Annotated in this window: 26 protein-coding genes and 1 pseudogene; 13 read left to right on the plus strand and 14 right to left on the minus strand. The window is 28.9% G+C overall.

Going from position 1 to position 26,876, the window contains the following annotated elements:
- Positions 1 to 7: 7 nt before the first annotated feature.
- From coaE to OB7_RS02195, 8 genes are read right to left on the minus strand one after another with little or no spacing between them, the layout of a single operon-like run.
- Positions 8 to 547 carry a dephospho-CoA kinase gene (gene coaE / locus OB7_RS02160; RefSeq protein WP_004103579.1) on the minus strand — a complete coding sequence of 180 codons (540 nt, stop codon included), beginning with the start codon at positions 545 to 547 and terminating at the stop codon, positions 8 to 10.
- On the minus strand, positions 544 to 759 hold the full coding sequence (locus tag OB7_RS02165; RefSeq protein WP_004103577.1) for a hypothetical protein: 216 nt from the start codon (positions 757 to 759) through the stop codon (positions 544 to 546). The genes coaE and OB7_RS02165 overlap by 4 nt, the downstream gene beginning before the upstream one ends.
- Positions 759 to 2,108 (minus strand): glucose-6-phosphate isomerase, encoded by a 1,350-nt coding sequence (locus OB7_RS02170; protein WP_004103575.1) that lies wholly within the window; start codon positions 2,106 to 2,108, stop codon positions 759 to 761. Before OB7_RS02170 ends, OB7_RS02165 begins: the two co-directional genes overlap by 1 nt.
- A gap of 32 nt (positions 2,109 to 2,140) precedes the next feature.
- Complete coding sequence (locus tag OB7_RS02175; protein ID WP_004103571.1) at positions 2,141 to 2,653, minus strand: adenine phosphoribosyltransferase; 513 nt, start codon at positions 2,651 to 2,653, stop codon at positions 2,141 to 2,143.
- A 20-nt stretch (positions 2,654 to 2,673) separates the two neighbouring features.
- Positions 2,674 to 4,281 (minus strand): phosphodiester glycosidase family protein, encoded by a 1,608-nt coding sequence (locus tag OB7_RS02180; RefSeq protein WP_012579370.1) that lies wholly within the window; start codon positions 4,279 to 4,281, stop codon positions 2,674 to 2,676.
- A gap of 9 nt (positions 4,282 to 4,290) precedes the next feature.
- Positions 4,291 to 5,595 carry a thymidine phosphorylase gene (locus OB7_RS02185; protein WP_114702405.1) on the minus strand — a complete coding sequence of 435 codons (1,305 nt, stop codon included), beginning with the start codon at positions 5,593 to 5,595 and terminating at the stop codon, positions 4,291 to 4,293.
- Positions 5,582 to 6,856 carry a sensor histidine kinase gene (locus OB7_RS02190; RefSeq protein ID WP_114702406.1) on the minus strand — a complete coding sequence of 425 codons (1,275 nt, stop codon included), beginning with the start codon at positions 6,854 to 6,856 and terminating at the stop codon, positions 5,582 to 5,584. The genes OB7_RS02185 and OB7_RS02190 overlap by 14 nt, the downstream gene beginning before the upstream one ends.
- Positions 6,857 to 6,860: 4 nt before the next feature.
- Positions 6,861 to 7,580, minus strand: a complete 720-nt coding sequence (locus OB7_RS02195) for a response regulator transcription factor (RefSeq protein ID WP_004103564.1) — start codon at positions 7,578 to 7,580, stop codon at positions 6,861 to 6,863.
- A gap of 210 nt (positions 7,581 to 7,790) precedes the next feature.
- On the opposite strand from OB7_RS02195, the gene OB7_RS02200 reads away from it, so the two are divergent.
- From OB7_RS02200 to OB7_RS02215, 4 genes are all read left to right on the plus strand, one after another.
- Complete coding sequence (locus OB7_RS02200; RefSeq protein ID WP_114702407.1) at positions 7,791 to 9,932, plus strand: sodium-translocating pyrophosphatase; 2,142 nt, start codon at positions 7,791 to 7,793, stop codon at positions 9,930 to 9,932.
- 13 nt (positions 9,933 to 9,945) lie between these two features.
- Positions 9,946 to 10,689 carry an energy-coupling factor transporter transmembrane component T family protein gene (locus OB7_RS02205; protein ID WP_114702408.1) on the plus strand — a complete coding sequence of 248 codons (744 nt, stop codon included), beginning with the start codon at positions 9,946 to 9,948 and terminating at the stop codon, positions 10,687 to 10,689.
- Between the two features lie 90 nt (positions 10,690 to 10,779).
- Positions 10,780 to 11,523 carry a 3-oxoacyl-[acyl-carrier-protein] reductase gene (gene fabG, locus OB7_RS02210; RefSeq protein WP_114702409.1) on the plus strand — a complete coding sequence of 248 codons (744 nt, stop codon included), beginning with the start codon at positions 10,780 to 10,782 and terminating at the stop codon, positions 11,521 to 11,523.
- A gap of 96 nt (positions 11,524 to 11,619) precedes the next feature.
- Positions 11,620 to 12,543 carry a 1-phosphofructokinase family hexose kinase gene (locus OB7_RS02215; RefSeq protein ID WP_114702410.1) on the plus strand — a complete coding sequence of 308 codons (924 nt, stop codon included), beginning with the start codon at positions 11,620 to 11,622 and terminating at the stop codon, positions 12,541 to 12,543.
- Here OB7_RS02215 and OB7_RS02220 read toward each other — a convergent pair.
- Both OB7_RS02220 and OB7_RS02225 read right to left on the minus strand, forming a co-directional pair.
- A complete protein-coding gene (locus tag OB7_RS02220) occupies positions 12,508 to 13,524 on the minus strand; it encodes an NAD-dependent epimerase/dehydratase family protein (protein ID WP_114702411.1) in 1,017 nt (338 codons plus the stop codon). The genes OB7_RS02215 and OB7_RS02220 overlap by 36 nt on opposite strands.
- Positions 13,521 to 13,949 carry a MarR family winged helix-turn-helix transcriptional regulator gene (locus OB7_RS02225; protein ID WP_004103539.1) on the minus strand — a complete coding sequence of 143 codons (429 nt, stop codon included), beginning with the start codon at positions 13,947 to 13,949 and terminating at the stop codon, positions 13,521 to 13,523. Before OB7_RS02225 ends, OB7_RS02220 begins: the two co-directional genes overlap by 4 nt.
- Before the next feature lie 175 nt (positions 13,950 to 14,124).
- On the opposite strand from OB7_RS02225, the gene OB7_RS02230 reads away from it, so the two are divergent.
- The 9 genes from OB7_RS02230 to OB7_RS02270 all read left to right on the plus strand — a co-directional run bounded on the left by OB7_RS02230 (position 14,125) and on the right by OB7_RS02270 (position 21,790).
- Positions 14,125 to 14,655 carry a GNAT family N-acetyltransferase gene (locus OB7_RS02230; RefSeq protein WP_004103537.1) on the plus strand — a complete coding sequence of 177 codons (531 nt, stop codon included), beginning with the start codon at positions 14,125 to 14,127 and terminating at the stop codon, positions 14,653 to 14,655.
- Positions 14,643 to 15,989 (plus strand): aldehyde dehydrogenase family protein, encoded by a 1,347-nt coding sequence (locus OB7_RS02235; protein ID WP_081578925.1) that lies wholly within the window; start codon positions 14,643 to 14,645, stop codon positions 15,987 to 15,989. Before OB7_RS02230 ends, OB7_RS02235 begins: the two co-directional genes overlap by 13 nt.
- 282 nt (positions 15,990 to 16,271) lie before the next feature.
- Positions 16,272 to 17,093, plus strand: coding sequence for a phosphate ABC transporter substrate-binding protein PstS family protein (locus OB7_RS02240; RefSeq protein ID WP_114702412.1), 822 nt, complete (start codon positions 16,272 to 16,274; stop codon positions 17,091 to 17,093).
- 11 nt (positions 17,094 to 17,104) lie between these two features.
- Positions 17,105 to 17,965 (plus strand): PstC family ABC transporter permease, encoded by an 861-nt coding sequence (locus OB7_RS02245; protein WP_004103529.1) that lies wholly within the window; start codon positions 17,105 to 17,107, stop codon positions 17,963 to 17,965.
- Positions 17,958 to 18,779, plus strand: a complete 822-nt coding sequence (pstA, locus tag OB7_RS02250; RefSeq protein ID WP_004103528.1) for a phosphate ABC transporter permease PstA — start codon at positions 17,958 to 17,960, stop codon at positions 18,777 to 18,779. Before OB7_RS02245 ends, pstA begins: the two co-directional genes overlap by 8 nt.
- The gene (gene pstB, locus OB7_RS02255; protein ID WP_114702413.1) at positions 18,766 to 19,518 is read left to right on the plus strand and encodes a phosphate ABC transporter ATP-binding protein PstB; all 753 of its coding nucleotides are present in this window, start codon (positions 18,766 to 18,768) and stop codon (positions 19,516 to 19,518) included. Before pstA ends, pstB begins: the two co-directional genes overlap by 14 nt.
- 14 nt (positions 19,519 to 19,532) lie before the next feature.
- Complete coding sequence (gene phoU, locus OB7_RS02260) at positions 19,533 to 20,201, plus strand: phosphate signaling complex protein PhoU (protein ID WP_114702414.1); 669 nt, start codon at positions 19,533 to 19,535, stop codon at positions 20,199 to 20,201.
- Positions 20,179 to 20,847 carry a response regulator transcription factor gene (locus OB7_RS02265; protein WP_004103521.1) on the plus strand — a complete coding sequence of 223 codons (669 nt, stop codon included), beginning with the start codon at positions 20,179 to 20,181 and terminating at the stop codon, positions 20,845 to 20,847. The genes phoU and OB7_RS02265 overlap by 23 nt, the downstream gene beginning before the upstream one ends.
- Positions 20,840 to 21,790 carry a sensor histidine kinase gene (locus OB7_RS02270; protein ID WP_114702415.1) on the plus strand — a complete coding sequence of 317 codons (951 nt, stop codon included), beginning with the start codon at positions 20,840 to 20,842 and terminating at the stop codon, positions 21,788 to 21,790. The genes OB7_RS02265 and OB7_RS02270 overlap by 8 nt, the downstream gene beginning before the upstream one ends.
- On the opposite strand, the gene OB7_RS02275 is transcribed toward OB7_RS02270, so the two are convergent.
- The 4 genes and pseudogenes from OB7_RS02275 to rgy all read right to left on the minus strand — a co-directional run bounded on the left by OB7_RS02275 (position 21,777) and on the right by rgy (position 26,802).
- Positions 21,777 to 22,892, minus strand: coding sequence for an ROK family protein (locus OB7_RS02275; RefSeq protein ID WP_114702416.1), 1,116 nt, complete (start codon positions 22,890 to 22,892; stop codon positions 21,777 to 21,779). The two genes, OB7_RS02270 and OB7_RS02275, sit on opposite strands and share 14 nt — an antisense overlap.
- A gap of 128 nt (positions 22,893 to 23,020) precedes the next feature.
- On the minus strand, positions 23,021 to 23,455 hold the full coding sequence (locus OB7_RS02280; RefSeq protein WP_114702417.1) for a transcriptional regulator: 435 nt from the start codon (positions 23,453 to 23,455) through the stop codon (positions 23,021 to 23,023).
- Positions 23,456 to 23,469: 14 nt separating this feature from the next.
- Positions 23,470 to 24,175, minus strand: a pseudogene (locus tag OB7_RS02285) (KaiC domain-containing protein).
- Complete coding sequence (gene rgy / locus OB7_RS02290; RefSeq protein ID WP_249030990.1) at positions 24,172 to 26,802, minus strand: reverse gyrase; 2,631 nt, start codon at positions 26,800 to 26,802, stop codon at positions 24,172 to 24,174. Before rgy ends, OB7_RS02285 begins: the two are co-directional and overlap by 4 nt.
- Between the last annotated feature and the right edge of the window lie 74 nt (positions 26,803 to 26,876).

The following is a 26,876-nucleotide window of genomic DNA, read 5'->3' on the forward strand; positions in this document are numbered from 1 at the left end:
GCCTCTTTTAAAAAGAGGCACTTTTCATAATAAAAGTATAGATTTTTTCAAGTTTTTCATAAAGTTCTTTGATTGTTCCGTCATTATTTATAATAATTCCCTCATCAAGTATGTCCATTTGGTTTTTTAATATGTTTTCTATATCTTTTTGAGAAAGTCCTCTTTCAGAAACCCTTTTTAAAATTGTATCTAAACTACATTTTACTGTAATTGTAAAATCACATTTTATTTTTAATCTTCTTTTTATAGCTGCTTCAATTGCATAATAATTTTCTTTGGCAGTCATTTGTTCAAGTATTTCTAACATTTTTGGATGTAAAATTTTTTCTAATTTTTTGAGCATTTTTTGATCTTGAAATACAATATCTCTAATTTTGTTTCTCTCTAATGTATTAAAAACTTCTAAGATTTTGTCTTTTTCGTATTCAAAGGCAATTTTTCCTAACTCGTCCATATTTATATATTCAAAACCTTTTTCTTTAAAAAATTTTGATACAGTGGATTTTCCTGTTCCAATTTTGCCAGTTACACATAATATTAATTTCAAATTAGCTTCACTCCTAAATCTTTAATTGCATTATTTTCTAACTCTTCTTTGGTAATAATTCTAAGAGTTTTTTCGGGTAACATGTTTTTAGGAGTTTTTTTAATTTTTTCTTCAAGATTTTCATCATTTTCAATTACGATAGTAACAAAGTCATCTGATTCATAAATATTTATTGGAGAAAAAATATTTGATAAAATTTCAATATAATTCATTACAATTCAATCCTTTTTTCCTCAATGTTTATTTTATGGTCATCATAACCTGGTCTTCCCATAAGAGCATATGTTATTTTTTTACCAAGTTCAACGCCAGGTTGATCATAAGGATTTATATTAAACAATTCACCAGCAATTGCAGTTGCAAGTTCATAATGCATAAAAAATTCACCAACATGTACCTCATCAATAACAGGGAATGTTATTTTTAATGATGGCTTACCATGTTCTAAAATTGCACTTTCAGTTCCAAGTTGTTCGTTATTTAACAATTCAGAGAGGTATTTTCCCTGTAAGTAAGAAAGAGCTTCTTCCTCATGAACATTTGGTATTTTAATATCTCTATTAAATTTTTCAGTTTTTAAGAAAGTAATAATTTTATCATCTGGACCTTCGTTATACAATTGGACCTGTGAATGCTGATCAACAGCTCCGAGTGCTTTAACAGGTGTTTGTCCTACATTAACTATATTTCCATCTTTATCAAGCTTTTTCCCAAGGCTTTCTGCCCATAGCTGCCTATACCAATCAGCAAGGTGATAGAGCCTATTTGAATAAGCCATCATAACGGAGATATTTCTTCCTTTATTGTAATATAAATAGTGTGTGATTGCTATTAAAGCTGCAGGATTTTCAAATAGTGGTTTTAAGAACCTTGAATAGGCAATTTTTGCTCCATCATATAAGGCTTCTATGTTTATACCTGCTGCATATGCTGATAAAAGACCAACTGGTGTTAAAACACTGAAACGGCCGCCAACATTTTGTGGTATTTCTAAAGTTTTTATGTTTTCTTCATTAGCAATTTTTCTTAAAACTCCTTTTTCTGGATCGGTAGTAAAGATAAGATGTTTTTTTGGATCGAGACCATATGTTTCAATAATTCCACGAGCAATTAGATAATTTGACATTGCTTCAGCAGTACTTCCAGATTTTGAAATAACATTAAACAATGTCTTTCTTATATCTATTGTATCTAAAATGGAAGCAACAAAATCCGGATCAACATTATCTATCACGAAAATTCTTAACTTTCTGTTTCTTTCTTCTTTAGAAAGAAAGTTCCAGTTAAGAGGTTTCAATGTATTTTGAAGAGCAATATTCCCTAAAGCTGAACCTCCAATACCAAGAACTACTAAATTATCAAACTGAAAAATAGTATCTTTTAAATCTAAAACAGAATCTATCCATTTTCTTGAAAAAATAGTTTCAACAAAACCAGGGCGGTTAGTATCTATTTCCTTTATGATTTGATTTATTTTATTTTCGTATGATTTTACTTCATCAAGTGTAATATTATTGGGAACTTTATTGCTAAATAAATTTGTAAAATCAAATTTTAGCATTTTACACACCCCTTTATCTTTAACAATTTTATTTAAAGGATTATTAATGATATAATATTTTCATCTTTTAATATATCTCTAGGGTTAAGATAACTAAGTTCAATTAAAAATGACATTGCAACTACTTCTCCACCAGCTTTTTCAACAAGTTTTTTTAATGCTTTTGCTGTACCACCTGTTGCAAGAACATCATCGAAAATTATAACTTTTTGTCCTTTATTTATGCTATCAACATGCATTTGAAGTTCTGCTTCTCCATATTCAAGGGTATATTTTTCAGATATTACTTCATATGGTAATTTTCCAGGTTTTCTTACAGGAATAAATCCTTTATTTAATTTGTAAGATAATGCACCACCAAAAATAAATCCACGAGCTTCTGGGGCAACTATTAAGTCAAAATCAATTTCGGATAATTTTTCAGCGAGCATATCAATAGCATGTTTAAAAGCCTCTTTATCCTTGAGCAATGGTGTAATATCTCTAAATATAATTCCTTTTTCTGGAAAATCAGGAATATCTCTGATAAAAGTTCTTAAATCCACAACAGGCACCTCCAAATTTTTTATTTTACACCCAATCCAACTGGTATACCACGTTGAATAGTACCATCTTGATTTACAACTTCGTCCTGTATTACCATAGCACTTGATCCACCACCATCTAGCATCATAGCATAAAAATATCCTTTTTCAAGTAAAAATTCTGTTGCTATATCATAATTCATTCCAGGTGAATCATTATATCCTTCAATTACAATAAAATCAACTTTACCTTCCTTTGTAATTGCAATAATAGTTCTACTGGTCTTTGATAGTGCAAGACCATTACCATATCTCAATTTTTCTTCGTCACTGTCTATTAATTTTTTCCCATTTTCGATTAGCAAAGGGCCGGCACCTATTGCATGCTTAATAGGGAATGGAAAATCAGAATTAATTGTTAAATTCACCTTTGAACCCACTTCTATATTTTTAAGATATTTATCGTACTTTTTTGTTATTAAAAGAACCATCGAGTCTTTTGGGACTTTTTCAACGTATTCTTTTGAAATTATTTGATTGTTGGATATTACAAAATAATTTTTATCGTCATCTTTAGGAATTTTTAATGCATATTCATCTGTATATAGCAAAACTTCACCCTTTGCATTTGTATTTACACCCTTTACGAGAAATAGAAGATCATCAAGATAAATATTTACCTCTAAGTTAATTCTTTTTATAAATACTTCGTTTGAATATGTTACTATAAATACAGGCCTCAATCCGTATTTGTCCGATAAAAGTTTACCATCTTTTATAACTAAGTCAATTGGTATATTAGTAGATGGATCAAAATAGTTTGCATTTATACCTGCAATGCAATTATTGTTTTTAAGCATTTCTCTCAAGTCTTGTCTGGTGCCTATGCCATTGCTTGAAATGATTGGAAGTATTTCTACTTTTTTTGGATCTATGTGTAGATAATTTATTAAATATTTTTTTTCATTAAAAACTTCAATTTTTCTTTCCCATTCAAGTCCATCCTTTAACGTTTTTCTATCTTCTTCAGTAAAATTAAGAACAATTTTGACAATATTTTTTTGAAAAGAAATAATTGGTACAGGTTTAAGCCTATTGTTTAAAATGAAAAATAAGAATGAATTTTCATTTTTTTGAAAACTAACATTACCTATTATCACAGGATTACCATTAATCGGTTTTAATTCTATTGTCAAATCTCTGTTGTCAACCAATAGATTAATAAACTCTTTTGTTATTTCTTTAGAAAAGAAAAATGTTAGATTATTATCTTTAAATTCGACACTTTTTAGTAATGGTAAAGTATCATAATATATAAAGAGATTGTCCTTTTTAATAACCGAAAGATTTAGATATTCTTTTAAGAAGTCAATATTTAAATAAAGTTCGTTATTTTCTATCTTAAAAGCATTTTTATACTCACCATCAAAATTTATGGTAAATGTACCATCTTTTCCAATAAAAAGATCATCATTAAATACCATAAAGATTTTTTCATTTTTAACATATTTAAATCCAATATCTTTTAAAATTTTTTCATCAATCCATTTGTCGGGGAAAAAATAAGCTTTGTTTTGAAACAACAAGGAATTAGCGAAAAATAGCCCGCTAAAAATAAAAATTTGAAGAATAAGAATTAACTTTTTCAAAGAGACACCTCACTTTACTATGTCTAAAATAATTTCCAAAGGATTTGTTTTTGTAGAAGATATATTGTAAGCTTGTTTGAGTAAGTTCATAGCTTCATCAATATTACTTTTTTCACTTACATAAAGCCTTACCAGTGTATCTCCATTTTTTACTTTGTCGCCAATTTTTTTCAAGAATTCTAATCCAACAGAATGATCAATATTATCTTCTTTTTTGACTCTACCCGCACCTAAGTAATTACAGGCAATTCCAACTTTTTCAGTATCAATGCTTGAAATATATCCATCCTCGGATGCTTTGAATTCAACTATTTTATTGGAGATCGGTAATATCTTTTCAGGAGATTCTACAACCATTTCATTTCCTTCTTGTGCTTTAACAAACTCTCTAAATTTTTCAAGTGCTTTGCCCGTTTCTAGAGCTTCTTTAGAAAGCTCAAAACATTTTTCATATGATCCAAGGCCAGCTAAATGGCACATCCAGGCAGAAAGTGTTAAGCAAAGAGTTCTAAATTTTTCATCACCTTGCCCTTTTAAAGTATTAATTGCTTCTAATACTTCAAGAGAATTCCCTGCAAAGGTTCCGAGTGGTTCATCCATATTTGTTAAAACTGCAACAGCAGTTTTGTTATGAGATTTTGCTATTTCGACCATTGCGCTTGCAAGTTCTTTTGCCGAACTAATGTCCTTCATAAAAGCTCCACTACCTACTTTTACGTCTAAAACAAAGGCATCAGCACCCCCCGCAAGTTTTTTGCTCATAATACTTGATGCGATCAACGATATTTCATCGACAGTTGCAGTAGCGTCACGCAGAGCATATATTTTCTTATCTGCAGGTGCTAAATTTGCAGTTTGTCCTACAACCGCAATTTTATATTTATTTACATTTTCAAAGAATTTTTCAAGACTTAATGAAGTTTTAAAACCTGGAATTGATTCTAGTTTGTCAATGGTTCCACCTGTGTGACCTAACGCTCTCCCTGACATTTTTGCAACAGGAATTCCTAACGATGCTACAATCGGTGCAACAACCAATGTTGTTTTATCACCAACACCACCAGTTGAATGTTTGTCAACTTTAACTCCCTTTATTGGAGAAAGATCAAGCATATCACCGGATTTTGCCATTATCTCAGTAAAAATAGCTCTTTCGTCTTTGTCAAGATGTCTAAAGTATATTGCCATTAAAAAAGCTGACATTTGATAATCCGGAATTTCCCCATTTACATAACCCATTATCATATATTCAATTTCTTCTTTTGTTAATTTACCACCATTACGTTTTTTTAAAATTACATCATACGGTCTCATTGTTATCTTCCTCCCTGTTGATTGGTAGTGTGACTACAAATTTTGTTCCAACACCTTCTTTACTTGTAAATTCAATGACTCCATTGTGTTTTTCAACTATTGTTTTAACGATTGAAAGTCCTAAACCTGTTCCACCCATTTTTCTACTCCTTGCTTTGTCAACTCTATAAAATCTTTCAAATAATTTCTTTTGAGCTTTTTCGGGAATACCAACACCTGTATCTTTCACTACCAATTTAATAGAGTTATTTTCTTTCCAAGCTTCAACAGTAACTTTCTTTTTGCCTTTTTCTTTTAATGAAGTATATTTGATTGCATTATCAACTAAATTTAATGTCATTTGAGTTAACCTGTCCTTGTCACCAACTAAATATAACTCGTCAGGATAAACAAATTCAACTTCTACTTGATAATCTTTTGCAAGCGGCTCAATTATATTTCTAACATGTTCTAAAACTTCGGTAAAATTTATTTTTTCGAAAACAAATTGTGTGTTTCCTGATTCAAGTTTTTCTAGATCTAAAAGATCGTTTATAAGCCTGGTCATTCTTGCAGCCTCAGATTCTATAATTGATAGGAACTTTCTGATTAATTCTTTATCTTCGAGATCATCTTCAAGTAAAGCTTCAGCATAACCATGTATAGAAGTAAGAGGTGTTCTAAGCTCATGTGATACATTGGATATGAATTCTTTTCTAACATTTTCAAGTACGCGTTCTTGTGTTACATCATGCAATACTATAATAAACCTTTCATTATTTTGTTCTAAGGTAACAGGTACAATTTTCACTTCATAATATTTTTTTTCACCATTAACAAATATGTTTATTTCTCCAGAAGTTAAGCTTTTATTATTAATGGTTTCATCAAACATTTGATTGACATAATAATCTTCAAAAACTTCATAAACTTTCCTTTCTTCAATCCCGGGTCTAGTAATTTTACGTGCTTCATTATTGGCGAAAGTAATAGTTCCATCCTTTTTAGTAATTATAATAGGATCAACTATGTTATTGAGTATGGTTAAATGGTTTTTTAAAGATAATTCAAGGTCATAATTTTCTTCCTCAAGTTTTGTAATTTTTTTTCTTATTTTTTCTGCAATATAAAGAGGAGGAGAATCTTTTTCCTCCTCTATTAACTGTGCTAATTTATTTAAAGCTTCTCTGTAAATTTTCATTTTTGATAATTTTTTTCTAAAATAGGCAATTATTATTAATAAGATTATTGTTATAAGTATTGTTGAAACTTCAAGAAACATGTCATTATTCTTCCTTTCCAGGATCTCTAAACTTGTACCCTTTCCCTCTAACAGTTACAATATATTTTGGATTAGAAGGATCTTCTTCTATTTTTGTTCTAAGTCTTCTTATATGTACATCAACTGTTCTTGTATCGCCAAAGTAGTCATAACCCCATAATTTATCGAGTAGTACATTTCTTGAGAAAACTTTACCCTCATTTTCAGCTAAAAATCTTAAAAGATCGAATTCAAGAGGAGTAAGGTTTACTTTTTTACCTTTAATTTTAACTTCATATTTGTCCACATCTATTTCGAGATCTTTGGCAACAATTTTTTTAGGTTTTTCTTCTTTAACTTGAGTAGAAAGTTGCATTCTTCTAAAGACTGCTTTTATACGGGCGAGTAATTCTCTTATACTAAATGGTTTAGTTATATAATCATCTGCGCCAAGTTCCAAACCTAATACTTTGTCGAATTCTTCACCTTTAGCACTTAGAAAAATTACAGGTGTAGATTTATATTTTTCTTGACTTCTAATATTTCTGACAAATTCAAATCCATCCATTCCAGGTAACATAATATCAACTAAAAACATATCAATTTCTTTGTCTTTTATTTCTTCTAAAGCTTTTTCGGCATCTTCAACAGGAACAACCTCATATCCTTCTTTTTCAAGTGTAAAGCTAATAAGTTCTAATATCTCAGGCTGATCATCAATAACCATGATCCTTCTCTTTCCCATAAAATTAACCTCCTCTCGATTTTAAATGTTAACTGATATCTTCTTGAAACATTATATCATATTTTTTAACAAATTGGAAATACTTTTGCATGTTTTTGGAACAAAAAAATGTTATAATTCTGTTAACAAAAGGTGATAATAAAATGTTTAAAGAACTTTTACATTATAAATTTAAGTTAGAATTTTCACAAAAATTGAGGGGGTGATGATATGTTTATATATTTATTATTACCTATTGTCGGTGTATTTCTTGCTTTGTTAAACTTTTGGAGTGTAACAAAAAAGCCAGAAGGTACTAAGGAAATGATAGAAATAGCAAAAGCTATTAGAGAAGGTGCTGATGCATTTATTTCTCATGAATACAAAGTTGTTTTTAAAATATCTCTTCCAATTGCAATAATCCTTGGATTATTGACTGAATGGTATGTTTCAGTTTCATTCTTAATAGGTGCTCTAATGAGTTCCATAGCAGGTTATATTGGTATGAAAATAGCAACGCGTGCAAATGTAAGAGTTTCAAACACTGCTCGTGTAACAAAAGACATAGATAAGACATTAAAAGTAGCTTTTCATGGTGGTTCAGTTATGGGGCTTTCTGTAAGTTCATTTGCTCTCCTTGGATTGGGATTAGTTTTTTTAATTTTTGGATATCAGTTAAAAAAAGAATATTTGGTAATTGTGGAAAATTATCTTGGTATAAATTTTATTCCGTTTGCAATGACAGTTTCTGGGTATTCTTTGGGCTGCTCAATAATTGCAATGTTTGATAGGGTAGGTGGAGGTGTGTATACAAAGGCAGCAGATATGGCGGCAGATTTGGTTGGAAAAACTGAATTAAAACTTCCTGAAGATGATCCAAGAAACCCTGCAACAATTGCAGATAACGTTGGAGATAACGTTGGAGATGTTGCAGGACTTGGTGCAGATTTACTTGAAAGTTATGTAGGATCTATACTTTCAGCGATAGTTTTAGCTTCATATATCTTTGCACTTTCTGGTGGGATATATTATGAAACTGCAAAAAAGTTAATTTTTTATCCTTTTTTGTATACAATAATAGGTTTAATAGGAAGTATTATAGGTATTTATTATATAATATTTAAAAAAGGCTCTGGAAAGCCACACAAAGATTTGAATACTGCACTTATGTTATCAGCTTTTTTAAGTCTGGCTGGGAATTTTTTAATGACAAATATATTTTTTGAAAATGTAGATGGTCTTGAAAAATTTGGGTTTAGATTTGGAAAATTTTCACCTTATGTTTCTTCAATTTTGGGGATCTTTTCAGGTATTATTATTGGTCTTCTTGCAGAATATTATACATCTGATGAGTTTAGACCAACTAGAGAGTTAAGTTATAAATCAAAAGAAGGAACAGCAATAGTAATTAGTAGTGGCATGGCATTAGGAATGAAAAGTGTCTTTATTCCTTCTATATTTTTGTTTATTTCAATCTTATTAGCCGATTATTTTTCAGGTTTATATGGAGTAGCAATGGCTTCAATTGGTATGCTGTCATTTGTTGCAACATCTGTTTCTGTTGATTCATACGGCCCTATTGCAGATAATGCAGGTGGAATAAGTGAAATGGCAAAACTTGAACCAGAAGTTAGGGAAATAACTGATAAACTTGATATGGTTGGTAATACTACTGCTGCAATTGGAAAAGGTTTTGCAATTGGTTCTGCAGCACTTGCAGCATTATCTTTATTTGCATCTTATGTTTTTTCACAGACTTCACCAGGGATGTCAGTGAAAAATATATTTGATTTTCTTAATTTGAATATAATAAATGCAAAAACACTATCTGGAGCAATAATAGGTGCTGCACTTCCATACATGTTTAGTGGGATTTTAATAGAATCGGTAGTAAAGACGGCTGCTTTAATGGTTGATGAAATTAGAAATCAAGTTAAAGAAAAGCCAGGGATTTTAAAAGGGACTCAAAAACCTGATTATGAAAAATGTATAAGAATTAGTGCATCAGGTGCTATAAAACAAATGTCTAAGCCAGTTTTTATTGCAGTATTTACACCAATAGTTTCAGGGTTTTTCTTAGGTACAGAATTTGTTGGAGGAGTGTTGGTAGGAACTACTTTAAGTGGTATAATGTTAGCGTTATTTACTGCAAATGCTGGTGGCGCTTGGGATAATGCTAAAAAACATCTCGAACAAGGTAAAATTCCTGGAGCTATAAAAGGTAGTAATGAACATAGTGCATTAGTTATAGGTGATACAGTAGGAGATCCTTTAAAAGACACAGTAGGACCAAGTTTGGATATACTTATAAAAATTATGTCTGTAATTTCTTTAATTTTGGCTCCATTATTTTTGAAATTCCATATTTTTTAACAGGGGGTAAGTTATGAAATTTGCTTTTGGAAGGTATGTTCCTACAGACTCAGTTATTCATTCTCTAGATCCAAGATCAAAAATTGTATCTTCATTTCTTTTTATAGCAACAGTTTTGTCAGTTAGTAGTTTATATGATTATATATGGTTATTTCTTTTGTTTATGGTAATAGTAAAGTTGTCAAAGATTTCAATAAAGATCTATCTTAGATCAGTTAAGAATATGTTGTTTTTAATAGCTTTTGCAACTGTTATACAGTATTTTGTAAGTGGTATTGAAACTGCGGCTTTTATTGCATTGAGATTAATTTTTGTAGTTTTGTTTGCATCGTTTCTTACATACACAACTTCTCCGCTACTTATTGCCAGAGGTTTGGCTGATTTATTGAAATACTTTGGTGTGAAAAAAAGATATAGAGAAGACTTTAGTATGATCATGACTATTTCTTTTAGATTTATACCAATTCTATTTGATGAAGTTGATAGGATTATTAAAGCTCAAATTGCAAGAGGGGCAAAGTTCGATCAACCTGGGATAAGGTATAAAGTTCAGGGTATCGTGGCTATAATTATACCATTGCTAATCTCTGCAATCAGAAAGGCAGAAGAAATTTCAATAGCACTTCAAGCTAGAAAATATGGAGTTTTTGAAAGAAGTAGTTATTATGTTTTAAAATGGAAGAAAATTGATACATATTTTTTTACATTTTCAATATTAGTTTTTTTATTTCTTTTTATTTTAAAAATTATTTTTTAATAAAGGTTGTTAAAATGCAATAATAATAGTATAATTATAAATGTAAAAGTTAAATGAGTCTAATTTTATCTACAAAAAGGGGGTTTTTATATGAGATTGAAAGATAAAGTTTGTATTATAACCGGAGCAGCAAGTGGGATAGGAAAGGCAGCTGCATTGTTATTTTCAAAAGAAGGTGCTACAATAATTGCGTGTGATATGTCCGAAGAAAATTTAAAAGTATTAAAAGAAGATAATCCTGGTCCTGGAGTTATTGATACTTATGTTTTGGATGTTACAGATAGAAAGAGAATAAATGAGGTTGTTGAAGAAGTTGCTAGTAAATATGGTAAAATTGACGTTTTAGTAAATAATGCAGGAATAACGAGGGATGCTCTTTTGTTAAAAATGAAGGAAGAAGATTGGGATGCAGTAATTAATGTTAATCTAAAAGGTGTATTTAATATGACGCAAGCAGTTGCACCTTTTATGATTAAAGCAGGTAAAGGAAGTATTATTAATACATCTTCAATTGTTGGGGTTTTTGGAAATATAGGTCAGACAAATTATTCCGCAACAAAAGCAGGTGTAATTGGTATGACTAAAACTTGGGCAAAAGAGCTTGCAAGAAAAGGTGCCCAAATTAGAGTAAATGCCGTTGCTCCAGGATTTATAAAAACTCCTATGACTGAAAAAGTTCCTGAAAAAATAATTAACGCTTTGAATGAAAAAATTCCATTAAAGAGAATGGGTGAACCTGAAGAAGTTGCAAATCTCTATTTATTCTTAGCTTCAGATGAATCTTCATATATTACAGGGCAAGTAATTGGTATAGATGGTGGATTGGTAATTTAAAGAGTGTATATATTGAAAAGGTGCCTGTAAAATGCCAGGCACCTTTTTTTATTTTTTATGTTAAAATTAATTAAAAGATTAAAGGAGGTAATATATATGATATTTACACTTACAATGAATCCGTGCCTTGATAGGTATATTTATGTAGATGATTTAAAGCTTGATGACACAATCAGAGCAAAAAAAGTAGTGGATTATCCTGCAGGAAAAGGAATAGATGTATCAAGGGTTATTAAAGAGCTTGGTGGGATTTCAGTAGCTATTTCTCTTTTAGGTGGTGATACTGGAAGAAAAATTGAAGAAATGCTTGATATGGAAGGCGTTATATATACGACGATAAGGGTTAGTGTAGAAACAAGAACAAATATTATTTTAGAAACAAATAGTGGACAGTTTAGAATAAGCGTTCCAACTAAAAAAGTTTCGAGAAAAAAGCTAGAAACAGTTTTAGAAGTTTTAAATGCTATAGTTAGAAAAGAAGATATTATTGTAATTTCTGGAAGCCTTCCAACTGGTGTTTCACCTGATTTTTACACAGGAATAATTTTTGCTTTAAAACAATGGGGAGTATATGTTTATTTTGATGCAGATGGTGAAAAGTTAAAATCAGGGTTATTGGGTGGTCCTGATGTAATAAAACCTAATCAACATGAGTTCGAAAGGCTTGTAGGTAAGAAAATAGAAAAGTTTGAAGATTTTATAGAACAAGGTAAGAAATTAATTTTGGAGTATAATCTTAAAGAAATATTACTAACTTTAGGATCCAAAGGAGCTTTATTATTGGCAAATGATGAAGGATATTTTGCTAAACCTATTGATGTTCCAGTAAATAGTGCAGTAGGGGCCGGAGATTCATTTTTAGCAGCTTATGTTTTAATGAGAGATAAAGGTAGATATGAAGCTTTTAAGTGGGCAAATGCAGCAGGAAATGCGGCAGTTATGACTCCTGGAACCGAGTTATGTAAAAAGGCCGATGTTTTAAATTTACTTGATAGAGTGCAAATTGAGAGGATTTATTAATTTCTCTTTTAAAAAGTAATTTGAAAGCCATTCCAATGTATCATAAAGAGTTATTTTTATATCTCTTGGATTATAATTTATTTCTTTTGTAGCTTTTTTATGTGAAAATGTATAGTTTCTTGTTAACGTATGTATTGAGTAAGGAGTAAATAGTGGTTTTTTATTTACAAGATATCCAAAAGTTGTTGAAAATAATGATAAAAAATATGCAAAGTTTGTATTTATAACTTTTGGTTTTATGTTTTTCCCGGTGATTTCATTTAAAAGATGTATAAGTTCAGTCATTTTAAAAGTTTTGTTTGAAAGTATATAAAAATTAGCTCTTTTATCAAGGTAAATAAGTTTAATAATTCCATCTGCAACGTCTCTTACATCTACAAAATCAAAACTTCCATCAATAATGTATTTGAGTTTGTTTGTTAAATATTTTAAAAACATTATTCCCATTTCAGATGGTTTAAAATCAAATGGACCAATAATACCAGTTGGGCATACGGTGGTAATGTCTAAACCTGATTTTATTGCGTTAAGAACTTCAAGTGCTGCAAATGCTTTTGATTTGCCATATACTCCAGAAGTTTTTGAAGGATCGATATTAGTGTTTTCATCTATAACAGTTCCAGGCTTTGGCTCTTCAAATGCGTGAACTGAGCTAATATAAATTAGTTTTTTATTTAACTTTTTACAAACTTTTAGTATGTTTTTAGTCCCGTCTATATTTACTGAGTAAACAGCTTTTTTCTTCCAGGGAAGTATTGATATAAGTGCAGCAAGATGAATAATTATGTCAGCATCTTTTGATAGTTTTTCAACTAGTGTATAATCTCTTACATCACCTTTTACTATTTTTACATTTAATCCTCTCAAACTTTCACATTTGTCACTTGGATGAACAAGTGTTACAACTTGTTCATCCATTTTTAAAAGCTTTCGGATAAGAACATTTCCTAAATGTCCTGAACCACCAGTAATAAATATCATTCTTTCTCACCTCCTAAATTTTTAATAAAGTATTCAAAGCCTTTGTTAATAATTTGAAGTTCATTATCAGGAATTTTAGAAATGGTATAGTCGACAATTTTATTAAAATCTTCCAAAAATTTATTAAAAATGTTTTCGCCTTTTTTTGTTAAAATTAAGAATATTTTTCTTCTGTCTTTTCTAGACCTTATTCTTTTGACAAGATTTTCTTGTTCTAATTTGTCAATAATGACTGTTATAGTACTTTTTGAAAGATTTAGTTTTTGAGAACATTCTTTCATTGTAACGTTGTTATTTAAGGCAATAAAAACAAATACATAAAATTCATTTGTAGTCATTTTTGAAAATACTTTGTTTGAATGAAAAAAATTGACAAAATTTACTACTAGTGAGAAGATTGTTTTCAAGATATCTTCTTTATTCAAAATAGCACCTCCTAATATGGTTTAATATATAAACTATTTATATTATAAACAATTTATATTATGAACCAAAATTAGAATAAACTGTTTGTGTCTTTTTGAAAGCAATTTACAGTTAATTATCTTTTTTATTCTTTCTTTTTGATATAATTAAGTTAAGAAAGAAGGGGGGATTAAAATGTACAATGGAAAATTAGTTAGGTTAAGGGCGTATGAAAAAAATGACTTGGAAATAGCAAGGAAATTTGTAAATGATCCAGAGGTTAAAAAATATTTGATCCCTGGAATTCCGTTTCCATTAAGGGTTGATGATGAAGAAAAATGGTATAACAGTTTAAACCCATTTGGAAGAGGAGAATATTCTTTTGCTATTGAAAGGATTGAAGATGGGAAATACATTGGAGGTTGTGGTATAAACAAAGTTGATTGGAAAAACTCAGTTGCTGAAGTTGGTATTTTTTTGGGAAAACCATATTGGAATAAAGGATATGGAACAGATGCTATGAGAGTATTAGTCAATTTTATTTTTAACGAAATGAATATTAATAAAGTAAAGTTAGAGGTATTTTCATTCAATGAAAGAGCAATAAGAAGTTATGAAAAAGTAGGATTTAAAATAGAAGGGGCTTTAAGAGAGGAGATATTTAGAAATGGTAAATATTATAATGTAATTGTTATGGGTTTGCTAAGAAAGGAGTGGAACAGTTGATAAATTCTTTAAAAGAATTTTTCAGTACTGGAAAAACATATGATTTAGAGTTTAGGATTAATCAATTAAAAATTTTAAAACATGCATTGGAAGAGTTTGAAGAAGATTTATATAGTGCTCTTTTTCTTGATTTAAATAAATCAAAAGAGGAATCTTTTTTGACAGAAATATTTATTGTTTATAGAGAAATAAAATATTTTATTAAGAATTTAAAAAAACTTTCAAAACCTAAAAGAGTAAAAGTTGGTATTGAGAATAAATCTGGAAAAGGTTTTTTAATTCCTGAACCATACGGTGTAACTTTAATTATTTCGCCTTGGAATTATCCTGTAAATTTAACCCTAACTCCTTTAGTTGGAGCTATTGCAGCTGGAAATTGTGCTGTTTTAAAACCTTCTGAATATTCAGAAAATGTTACTAAAGTTTTAGAAAAAATGATAACAAAGTATTTTTCAGAAGATTATATAAAAGTAGTTACAGGAGATGCAGAAATTTCTAAAAAACTTTTAGATCAAGATTTTGATTATATATTTTTTACGGGGAGTCCAGGTGTTGGAAAATATGTAATGAAAAAAGCATCTGAAAGGCTAATTCCAGTAACACTTGAGCTTGGGGGAAAAAATCCAACTATTGTAGATTCAACTTGTGATTTAGAACTTTCAGCTAAAAGAATTGCTTGGGGAAAATTATTAAATGCAGGGCAAACATGTATTTCTCCTGATTACTTAATAGTTGAAGAAAGTATTAAGGAGCAACTAGTTGAAAGGTTAATTAAATATTTCGAAGATTTTCAAAGTAAGATGGCTTGTATAATTAATGACAGGCATGTAAAAAGACTAAAAAATTTTTTAAATAATACAAAAGGAAGAGTAATTTTTGGAGGGAAAGTATATGAAAGAAAGTTTGAACCTACTATTGTAGATGATGTGAAAATAAACGATTCATTAATGAGTGAAGAAATATTTGGTCCTATTTTGCCTATAATTACATTTAAAGATGAAAAAGATATATTTGAAATAATTAGTAAAAATCCATATCCTTTGTCTCTTTATGTATTTTCGAATAACAAAGCTTTTGTTAAAAATGTTATTAATAAAATTCAAGCTGGTGGGATAAGTGTAAATGACACAATTTCTCATTTTGTCCCAGAAAGTTTTCCTTTTGGTGGAATAAAAACAAGCGGAATAGGAAGGTATCATGGTAGATATAGTTTTGAAACATTTTCACACTTTAAACCGGTATTTTTTAGAGGAAAGTTTGAAATTAACGTAAAATATCCCCCATATAAAGGTTTTGAAAAAATTCAAAAAATGTTAAGAAAGTGGTACTTATGATTTTGATTTTTAACTTTTTATAGCAATTTACATTGCTACAGTTTTAGTTGCAAATACAGAAAATAATTGAATGCTTATGTATGAGCAATTTAAACTTTTGGTATTTATTTGCACTTTAACTTTAGGAAAGTTCAGCAGTATTTATAGGCTTTCATTTACTTTTTATACCATCCTTAATAAATCTCTCCTTTATCTCTTAACATTTCTTAATATTTCTAAAAAAAAGTAAAATGTATATTTTAGATAATACTCCTGGAGACCAAAAACCAGGAGGTGTTTCTTATGAGAAAGATTTTTGTCATTTTTGCGTTATTGTTGGTGTTTTTCGCATTTTCAAGAACTTTGGTAATCAAGGGTTCAAACACTATTTTCCCAGTTGCTCAACTTTGGATAGAAGAGTTAAAAAAGATGTATCCAGATATGGAGATAACACTTGAAGGAGCAGGTTCATCGACTGGGATTGCAGCCCTCTTTAACGAGACAGCAGATATTGCAAATTCAAGTAGATGGTTAAAAGAAAGTGAAATTGAAAAAATGCATAGTATGAAAAAATATTTTGTACCTATTATTGTTGGTTATGACGGTATAGCAGTAATTGTAAATAAAAATCTTGGAATAGAAAATATATCAATAGATACTTTGAAAGATATATACACTGGAAAAATAAGATACTGGAGTCAAGTTGATCCAAATTTACCTAAAAAGCAAATAGTAATTTATTCAAGAAATACGGCATCTGGAACTTTTGAAACATTCGAAAATAAAGTTTTGAATAAGGAAAAAATGGCTCCATGGGTTAGGATGGTTGAAAGTACTCAATTTGAAATTGAATCTGTAAAAAATAATCCATATGCAATTGCTTATACTGGAATTGGATATGTTACAGAAGATGTTAAAGTTTTAAAAGTTGATGGTGTATTACCAACTAAAAGAAATATTTTAGAAGGAACCTATCCAATTTCAAGGCCATTGTACATGTTTGTTGATGCATCAAACGGATACCTAGTTGATGATCTCATAAAGAAATATGTTAATTTTGCAGTTTCTAAAAAAGGACAAGATTTAGTAGAAAAAGCAGGATATGTTTCTGCATATGGATTTTAGGGGGTAAATAAATGAGGACTTTTAAGTATTATTTTCAGATGTTTTTAATATACTTTTTTGCGCTGTTGTCCATCACAGCGCTTTTTCTCTTGATAGTATTTATATTTAAAGAAGCATTGCCAGCAATTGTTGAACTAAAGTTAAAACCGTTGATGAGCGTTTATTGGTATCCAACATATGATCCTCCTGAATTTGGTATGTTAGCACTAATTGCTGATACTTTACTTGTAACATTAGTTTCATCAATTATTACTATTCCAATTGGTTATTTTATAGCATTTTATCTTCATACTTATTCAAATGGTTTTGAAAAGAGATTCATTAAATTTATTATTAGTATTTTGTCTGGAATTCCATCTGTTATAATTGGAATGTTTTTGGTATTTTATATTTCGCCAATATTTTTGAATTTTGGTGTATGGTCTACTGAGAATTTTCTTCTAGCAGTTATTGGCCTTTCTTTGCTTTCACTTCCTTATTCTGTTTCGCTTATGACAGATTCTTTAGATAGTGTTCCAAAAGAATTAATTGAAAGTTCACTTTCTTTAGGAGTTTCTAAATTTATTACTACATTAAAAATTACAACTTTGGCATCACGTTCTGGATTAATTAACTCAACAATTTTAACAATTAATAGGATAATAGGAGAAACAATGGTGGTTTTATTGGTTGGAGGAGGAGCAGCAATGATTCCAACTTCATTTTTTGATCCTATAAAACCTTTAACGGCAGCTATAGCTAGTGAAATTGGTGAGGCTGGAGTCGGAAGTATGCATTATCATTCATTATTCCTAGCTGGTTTAATTTTATTAGTAATTTCTTTATGTTTAACTTATTTATCAAAGTTAAGGAGCTGGAAAACATATGGATAAATTTGCAAAAATTATCTTAAAGATTTTGTCATATATAGTAGTAGTTTTTATTGTGTTTATAATTATAGAAGTTTTAGCAAATGGAATAAAATATTTTTCTTTAGATTTTTTTACAAAGTATCCAGAAAATGGCATGAGGCAAGGTGGAATATTTCCAGCAATAGTTGGCAGTATTTATATTATTATTACAAGTGTTATTTTTTCAGTTCCGTTAGGAATTTTTACTGGCATATTTTTAGCAGAGTATAAAGATAAGAAGATATCAAAAATAGTAGAATTAGCAGTTACTGGGTTAAGTGGAATGCCATCTATAGTTTATGGTTTATTTGGATATGCTATGTTTTCAATTGCTTTGGGATTTGGAACTTCAATATTGTCAGCATCTCTTACACTTTCTATAATGACTTTACCAATAATTTCAAATTCAACAAAAGAAGCTATGGCAAGTTTACCAAAAGAACTTAAAGAATCTGCATATGCATTAGGTGCAAAAAGAAACGAAACTATTTTTAAAGTGTTATTAAAAGCATCAAAATCAAGAATTACTACGGGTGTTTTATTAGGACTTGGGCGAACTTTAGGAGAAACTGCACCAGTGTTGGTAACAGGATCTGTTTTTTATGCTACTAGTATGCCAAAAAATATTTTTTCTCCAGTAATGACATTGCCAACTCATATATACTATCTAATTTCTGCATATGGAAAAGAATCAATGTGGATGACAAGTGGAACAGCAGCATTTCTTCTAATTTTGATTTTGGTTATTTACTTGATTGCTTATAAAATAGGAGGTATTAGTAATGGAAATAATTGAATTTAAAAATTTTGGAGCATATTATGGAGAAAAAAAGGTTGTTAATAATGTGACTTTTCCAGTTTATATAAATAAAATTACTGCGATAATAGGACCTTCAGGTTGTGGAAAATCAACTCTTTTAAGGAGTATAAATAGGATAAATGATGAAATTCCAGGATTTAAAGTTGAAGGATCACTTTTAATTGATGGAAAAGACGTTTATAAAGATGTAGATGATTTAACAGTTTTGAGAAAGAAAGTTGGTATGGTCTTTCAAAGGCCTGTTCCGTTTCCAATGAGCATTTATGAAAACATAGCTTTTGGATTAAAAATCCATGGGGTAAAAGATAAAAGTAAAATAAATAAAATTGTTGAAAAGACTTTAAAAGAAGCAGCACTATGGGATGAGGTAAAGCATGAACTTGATAAAAATGCTTATTCGCTTTCAGGAGGGCAACAGCAAAGGTTGTGTATTGCAAGATCTCTAGCTATTGAACCTGGAGTATTACTTTTAGATGAGCCAACATCTGCACTTGATCCAATAGCAACACAAAGAATAGAATCGCTTTTGGAAAGATTATCAGAAAAGTATACAATTGTTATAGTGACACATAATATAGCACAAGCAATTAGAATATCAGATTACATTGCATTTATGTTTAAAGGAGAACTTATTGAATTTGGAGAAACCTCTGAAGTTGTAAGAAATCCAAAAAATAAATTAACAGAAGAATACTTAAATGGTAAAATAGGTTAGAGGAGGAATAAAATATGGATACTATACATTTTGAAAAAGAATATTCAATGTTAAGAGCTTATATTTCAAAAATGCTTTCACTAGTATCTCAATCTTTTGAAAATGCAATTGAGGCGTTAGAATTTTTTGATGTTTCTCTTGCAAAAGATGTTATTAATAGGGACGATGAGATAGACTTATTAAATAGACAGATAGAAGAGAAAGTTTACGATATTATAGCTCGTTATAATCCTATTGGGAAGGATTTAAGGTATATAATTACAATGATTAAATTTTCGAATAATTTAGAAAGAATTGCTGATTTGTCTTGCAATAGTGCAGAAAAAGTCATTTATTTTGAAAAGAACAATATTGATTACAAGATGATAAGGGAAGTAAAAGAAATGTTTGGAATAGTATTAAAAATGCTGCATGATACATTTTTAGCTTTTTCAAAAAAAGATATTGAATTATCAAAAAAAATATGGTTTGATGATAAAAATTTAGATGATTTAGAAAAGTTGATAAGAAACAAATCACAGGATCTTGATAATAAAGAATCTATTATATACAATATTCTAATAGCGCGTGATTTAGAAAGAATAGGCGATCATTTAACAAATTTATGTGAAGAGATAATTTATATAGAAACTGGAAAGGAAATAAAGGAGATAATAAATTATGAAAAGGATTCTAATAGTTGAGGATGATTTGTCAATAAGAAATATTCTGAAAAAATATTTAAAGTCTCATGGATATGAAGTTGACGAAGCAGGAAGTATAGTCGATTTTCGTAAAAAGTTATATAATGATAAATTTGATCTGGTTTTGCTTGATATAATGCTTCCTGATGGTTTTTCGATAAATGAATTGCCGGATATAAAGGTTAATTTTCCAGATCTTGGAGTAATTATTATTTCAGCAAGAGATAGTGATAATGATAAAATATATGGTCTTGAAATTGGAGCCGATGATTATGTTGCAAAGCCATTTAATCCACGGGAAGTTGTTGCAAGGATAAAATCGTATTTTAGAAGGGTTTCAAAAAATAATGAATATATAAAATATGGACCTTTAGAAATATTTTGTGAAAATTATGTTGTTAAATTAAACAATAATGAAGTTGAGATGACAGCTAAAGAATTTGAAGTTTTATGTTTACTTGCAAAAAATCCAGATTATGTTTTTTCAAGGGAAAAAATTTTAGATACAGTTTGGGAAGATGAATTTATTTCAGATAGAGTTGTTGATGTTCATATAAGTAATATAAGGAATAAGCTAGGAAAATCTTGGATAAAAACAATAAGAGGAGCAGGATACAAATTTAATCCGAGGGGATATGATGTTTAATTTTGAAATTTTTCAGAATTTTGATGAACCAATTATAATGCTTGATGGTTTAAAAATAGCCAAGGCAAATAATAAAGCATTGGAATATGGTTTTAAAGAAAATTTTGAAATTTTGGATGTTTTTACATCAAAAAATATTGATGTAATTATTGAGTATTTAATAGAGAGAAAAAATTTTGAACTTGAAGAAAAGCTTTATTTTTTTGAGTTTTCAGATTGGAGATATGTAAAAATTAAATTTTTTGATAACTTACTTTACTTGTCGGATTTAACTGAGTATATAAAAATTAAAGAGGCAAAAGTTAATTTTACTACAGCAATATCTCACGAATTATTTAATCCACTTTCTATAATTAAGGCCAACGCAATTTACCTTAAGGATATTTTTAATGAAAATAATAAAGATATTTTGGAAGCTCTTGAAGATATTGAAAAATCTTCAAAAAGAATGGAAAGAATTATAAAGCAGTTGAAAGTACTGGCTATGTTAGAGCTTGGAATGTATAAACCTAAGATTGATATAGTAGATTTTGAAAAGATATTAAACGAGGTTATTGATGAACTTTCACAGAAATTGGAAAGTAAAAATTTAACGCTCGATTTAAAAATTTTAAATAAAGAGTATAAAAGTGATGGTTTTATGCTTTATACAATAATTAAAAACTTGCTTTCTAATTCTATAAAATATTCATACAATAATTCCACAATTATAATAGAAGCATATAAAGATAAGATAATAATTAGTGATAGTGGAATTGGTATAAAAAAAGAAGATTTAGAAAAAGTTACACAAAGATTTTATAGAAGCAAAGAAGCCACCAAAATGGCAACAGGGTCAGGATTGGGGCTTTCGATTGTAAAACATATTTGTAATATATTAAATTATAAGTTGATTATAGAATCCAATTATTTAATTGGTACGAAAGTTATCATTCAATTTTAGTCATTATATATTTTTGTAAGGCATTAATTGATGCGCCTAATTCGATGTTGTTTTCAAGTCCACGGAAAATTATAGGTATTGGTATTTTGTTTGAATTGATAATCTTTTTTTGTAACATCTGTGAAAACCATGGTGTTACACCTTCACCTGTTAAAATAACCTTTTTTGGCTCTAAAATTCTAAAGATTGTTGAAATAAATATTGTTAGATAATTAAAAGTGCCTTCATATATATCCTCAGCTCTTTTTTTAAAGGTTTTATAAAGCGTTCTTACTTCTTTTAGATCATTTTCAAAATTTTCTTCATTTTCTATAAAATCTACAATTTTAAGGTCATTGTATTTAAACTTTTTTAAAACAGCGTAATCAGAAGCAAGAGTTTCAAGACAACCTGTACTTCCACAATAACACTTTTCATGTCCTCCAGCAAAAAAATGTCCTATTTCTATTATTTTTCTATTTTTATTATTTTTGAATTCACCATTTCCATAGTAACATGCACCAATTCCTGTACCATAATTAATAACTAAAATGTCTTCTCCTTTGTATTTAATATATTCTTCGGTTGCAATTGCTTCAACATCATTTAATATTGAATGCGCGGAATTTTTAAAATGAGTTTTAACAATTTTTTCAGGGGAAAAGTTTTCAAGTTTTAGAATTTTTGAATTTACTTTTTGTTCTACAACTTCTCCAGAAAAAGCCATTCCAACAGCTTTGATATTTTCTTTTTCAGAAATTTTTTCAAAAGCATCATTTAAAAATTTTGAGAGATTTTCATTTCCAATATTTTTTTTACTAAGTTTAAAAGTATAGCGTTCAAGAATTTCAAAGTGTCCATTTAATTTTGTAATGTTTACATAGTCTCTTCCAACTTTAACTCCCAGTGAAATCCAATAATCTTTATTTAATGATAGGAACTGCTTAGGTCTACCTTGTCCCAATGATGGTTCTTTATATATTTCAATAAGGTTTTTAATTTTTTTTATAGTATAAGACAACGTAGATGGAGTAATATTAAATTTTTTTTCAAGTTCTGTTCTACTGATTTTATTGCTGATTAATAATTCATTAAGTATTTTTTGTGATGTTGATATTTCCATTTAATTCACCTCTTTAGTTTGCTTTATGTTATACATTTTAATTTTATCATATATCTTAATTTATTTAAAGTTAAATTTAACTTTAAAACTAATTAACGAGAAATAGAGTGAAAAGTAAATCAAAAAGATTAATCTTCTGGAATATAATCCTTAACTTTGTTATAGAATTCTTTTATAAAATTTTTCAAAATATTATTTTCTTGTTTTAGTTTCTCATTTTCTTCAAGAATTGAACTAATGGAGATTTGTGATTCATCGATTTGACCTTGTTTTAGTAAATCGTATGTTTCTCTAACAATTTGACCCGCTTTACTTTCTCCTTTTAAATGTTTTCTAATTGTTTGTTCTGTTCTACCAAGTTCTTCAGCTATTTCAGGAATTCTCATGCCAGCTTTTTCTCTTGCTATTGCACTTGAGGCAACTGCTAAACTATCAACCCATGTGAGTCTTTCAGATGGATCTTTTATTAGATCTAAAACATCTTTTCTAAATAATGTTGCATAAAGTAATATACTTTCAAGTTTGTGAATTTCTTGTTTTCCCATAGGACTTAGCGGTATCATAATGTCTCACCTCCTTAGCTTGTTATTTTTATACCGCTTTGTGTTATTTCAAAGTAATGTCTTTTTAGAGAATGCGGAGTTCCGCGCATTTTCCATATTAGTAATGATCTTTTAAGTTCACCTTTGATTTCATCTAGATCAAGTCTTATAATTCCATCTACTCCATGTTCCACACCTGGACCACCAAAGCCTCTTTCATCAATACTAACTTGGCTAACTAATAAAGAAGTGCAACCTGTACCTGCTAGTACTCTTTTGAGTTGAAGAATTATGCTTCTAGCATAGGTTGGCTTGTTTAAATATAATGTTGTTACAGAATCTATAACAACTCTTTTAGCGTTTATATCTTTTATTGCTTGTCTTAATACATCTATGAAATCGTGTAAATCGTTTAGGTCTCTAACAATGTACTTTTCAAATTCTTTTGATTTTCCAAAGCCAGCAGTAAATGCATCTATAAGTGCAAATAATCCTTTTTCTTCGAATGGTTTTATGTTCCATCCAAATTGGGACATATTTTGTCTAACTTGGATTGGATGCTCTTCAAGTGCTACATAAATTCCAGGTTCGTTATTTTGAAGCCCGTGCCATAGAAATTGCTGTGAAAATATTGATTTACCAGTTCCAGGCCCACCGCTTAGTAGTACAACATTTTTTTTCTGGAATACCGCCATTGAGTATTTCATCTAACCCTATTATTCCGGTACTTACTTTTTTCATTTAATTCCCCCTTTTATTTCATTATATATTTCATGAAGTGTTTGTTGAAATTCTTTTATGCCTTTTTCAACTTCATCCATTATTTTTTCTAATGTTCTAGTTGTTTCTTCATTTATAAATTTGTTGTATTTTGAATTTAAAAAGTTGTATACAATTTTTCCAAGTTTTGTGGGAATTATTCTTTTATATTTATCTTCAAATATATATTTTCTTTCAAATAAAACTGAGATTATTTTAGCGTATGTTGAAGGCCTTCCTATATTTTTTGACTTCATTTCTTCTATTATAGTTGCTTGTGTAAAAAGTGGCACCGTATGCTTATTGTAAACTTTTCTATCAGTTACTTTATTTTCATCCATTATTTGTATGACTTTTATTGGCATAAAAATGTTCCAACCATCTTCTAAAATTTCGGTTATTATTTCTTCACTTTTTTTCGAATTTTCAGTGATTATGTTTAGTCTTGCTTTTTTTACCTTAATTTCTTTCGATTGACTTGCAAGGAATCTATTAAATATTTCTTTGTAGATTAGTAAATGTTTTTTATCAAGATTTATTATTTTTTCCTTTATCATATCTTTAAGTTCTTCGGGGGAAATAGGCTTTACTGGCCTAATTCCCTCATGAGCACCTTCATTTCCATAACTTTTTGGTTTATATAAATGAGGTTTATTAATTAATTTAAAGTATTTTTCTGCAACTGCTTGCCCTGTCTTTGAAATTCTAGTTGAATCGGTTCTGTGATAAGTTATAAATCCATTTTCAAAAAGATTTTGCAGAATGGACATAATTTCATTTACTGATAATTTGTATTTTTTTGAAATTTCAGATAAAATAGTTGAAGTATTAAAAGGTGCTGGTGGAGCTATTGTATCTTCATATATGTTTTCAATTTTGAGTGTAGCATTTTCATGTATTCCTTCAAATTCTACTTTTAATCCATTTTCAAATGTAAAAGATGTGAATTTTTTAATACTATTTTTGTACTCTTTTTCTCGTTGAATAATCCAACCTAACACGGTACTTTGAACTCTTCCGGCAGAAAGTGTTCTTTTAAAATTGGTTTGTAGTTTTTGACTTAGTTCAAACCCAATCCATCTGTCCTCAATTCGCCTTATAATTTGAGATTTTACTAAATTTTCTTTTATTTCCCTTTTTTCATCGATTCCTTTTAAAAATGCGTTACGAGTTATCTCATGAAGTTCTATTCTTTTAATATTACTATTTACGGGATAAATATATTGTAGAATGTCATATGCAATTTTTTCACCTTCAACATCGGGATCCGATGCTATTAAAATTTCATCAACTTCAAGGGATAGTTCTCTTAGAGCCTTTAAAACACTTAATTTATCATCAATATTTTTTGAATTGCATTTTGGACATTTATCGTAGTTATCTACAAATTGATATCCACAATCTTTGCATTTTTTAATTGTGTTATAAATTGGAATAAAGGTATTATTTGAAAATTCTACACCATGATAACCTTCTCTTGTAATTAAGTCATATGTGTGACCTTTTGTTGCGGTTATTGTTATTAAGCCTTCTTTAGTTATTGACTCAAAAGAAATTAACCCGTTTAAACTTCTTATAGAAGATATACCAAAGAATTTTGCTAGTGTTTCAGCTTTTGTTGGAGATTCAACTATTATGAGTTTTGAAGAAAATTCTAATTCTTTATTTTGTATATTTTTCCTTGATTCATTTAATTCATTAGCTAATTTCTTTATGTCTATATCATTGTAATTGTAGAATTCTTCATCAGTAATCCAAAAAAGTCTAGAAGAAAGTTTTTCGAATATTTCATCATTTTCTTCAAAAACAAAACTAGCACCTTTTAATAAATTTCCTTTAAATAATCTTGAAGTTCTTCCGGTTGCTTGTACATAGGTGTAAATATCCGGTAAAATTAAATCTTCTTTTTCGATTCTAAACTTTGGGATTCCCCAGAAGATTACAGCTTTTATTTTTTCAGGCAAGTCTATTCCTCTAACAAGTTTTCCATAATAGGAAGAAATTCCAATTAAAATATTTAATTTTCCATTTTTGAATTTTTCAAAAGATTCTTCAAAGTTTTCCCAGCTTGTTCCAGCTTCAATATTATTTTTTTTAAGCGCTTCTTTTAGCTTTTTTGCTTCATTTTCATTTTCGGCGTAGATTATTATTCCATCGTTTAAAATTTTTAATAATTCGATTAGTTGATTAATTTCTTTGTTTTTATATCTAATGTGAATTATATTTCTGGAAAAAAAACTTGGTTTTCCTAAATTAAAGTTAAAGATGTATCTGAATAATAAAGGTCTTATTCCCTTAGGCCTTGCAGTTGCAGAAGATACGACTAATATTCCCTTCTTAAGATCTTTAATTTCCGGCTTTTGCCCACTTTTTAACTTTTTTAATGTTTCATTTATTATATTTTCTGGTACGCCAGTTAGCATAATAATTGTTTCAATGTTTTTTGACGATTTTAACACTGAATCAACATCATCAATAAATACAAAATCAAAGAATTTGTTTTTTAATTCTTCTTTACGTTTTGAAATAAATTGAGTAGAGACTATAAGTATTTTATAGTCATCTTTTTTGAATCGTTTTTCAAAATCTTCTTTTTCAGACTTTTTCATATTTGAATTGTAGTACAATACTTTTATTGTTTTATCTAGTTTTTTAATTTTTTCAACAACTTGTTTTACAATTG

Source organism: Thermosipho africanus Ob7, assembly GCF_003351105.1.
In the GTDB taxonomy this organism is placed as follows: domain Bacteria; phylum Thermotogota; class Thermotogae; order Thermotogales; family Fervidobacteriaceae; genus Thermosipho; species Thermosipho africanus.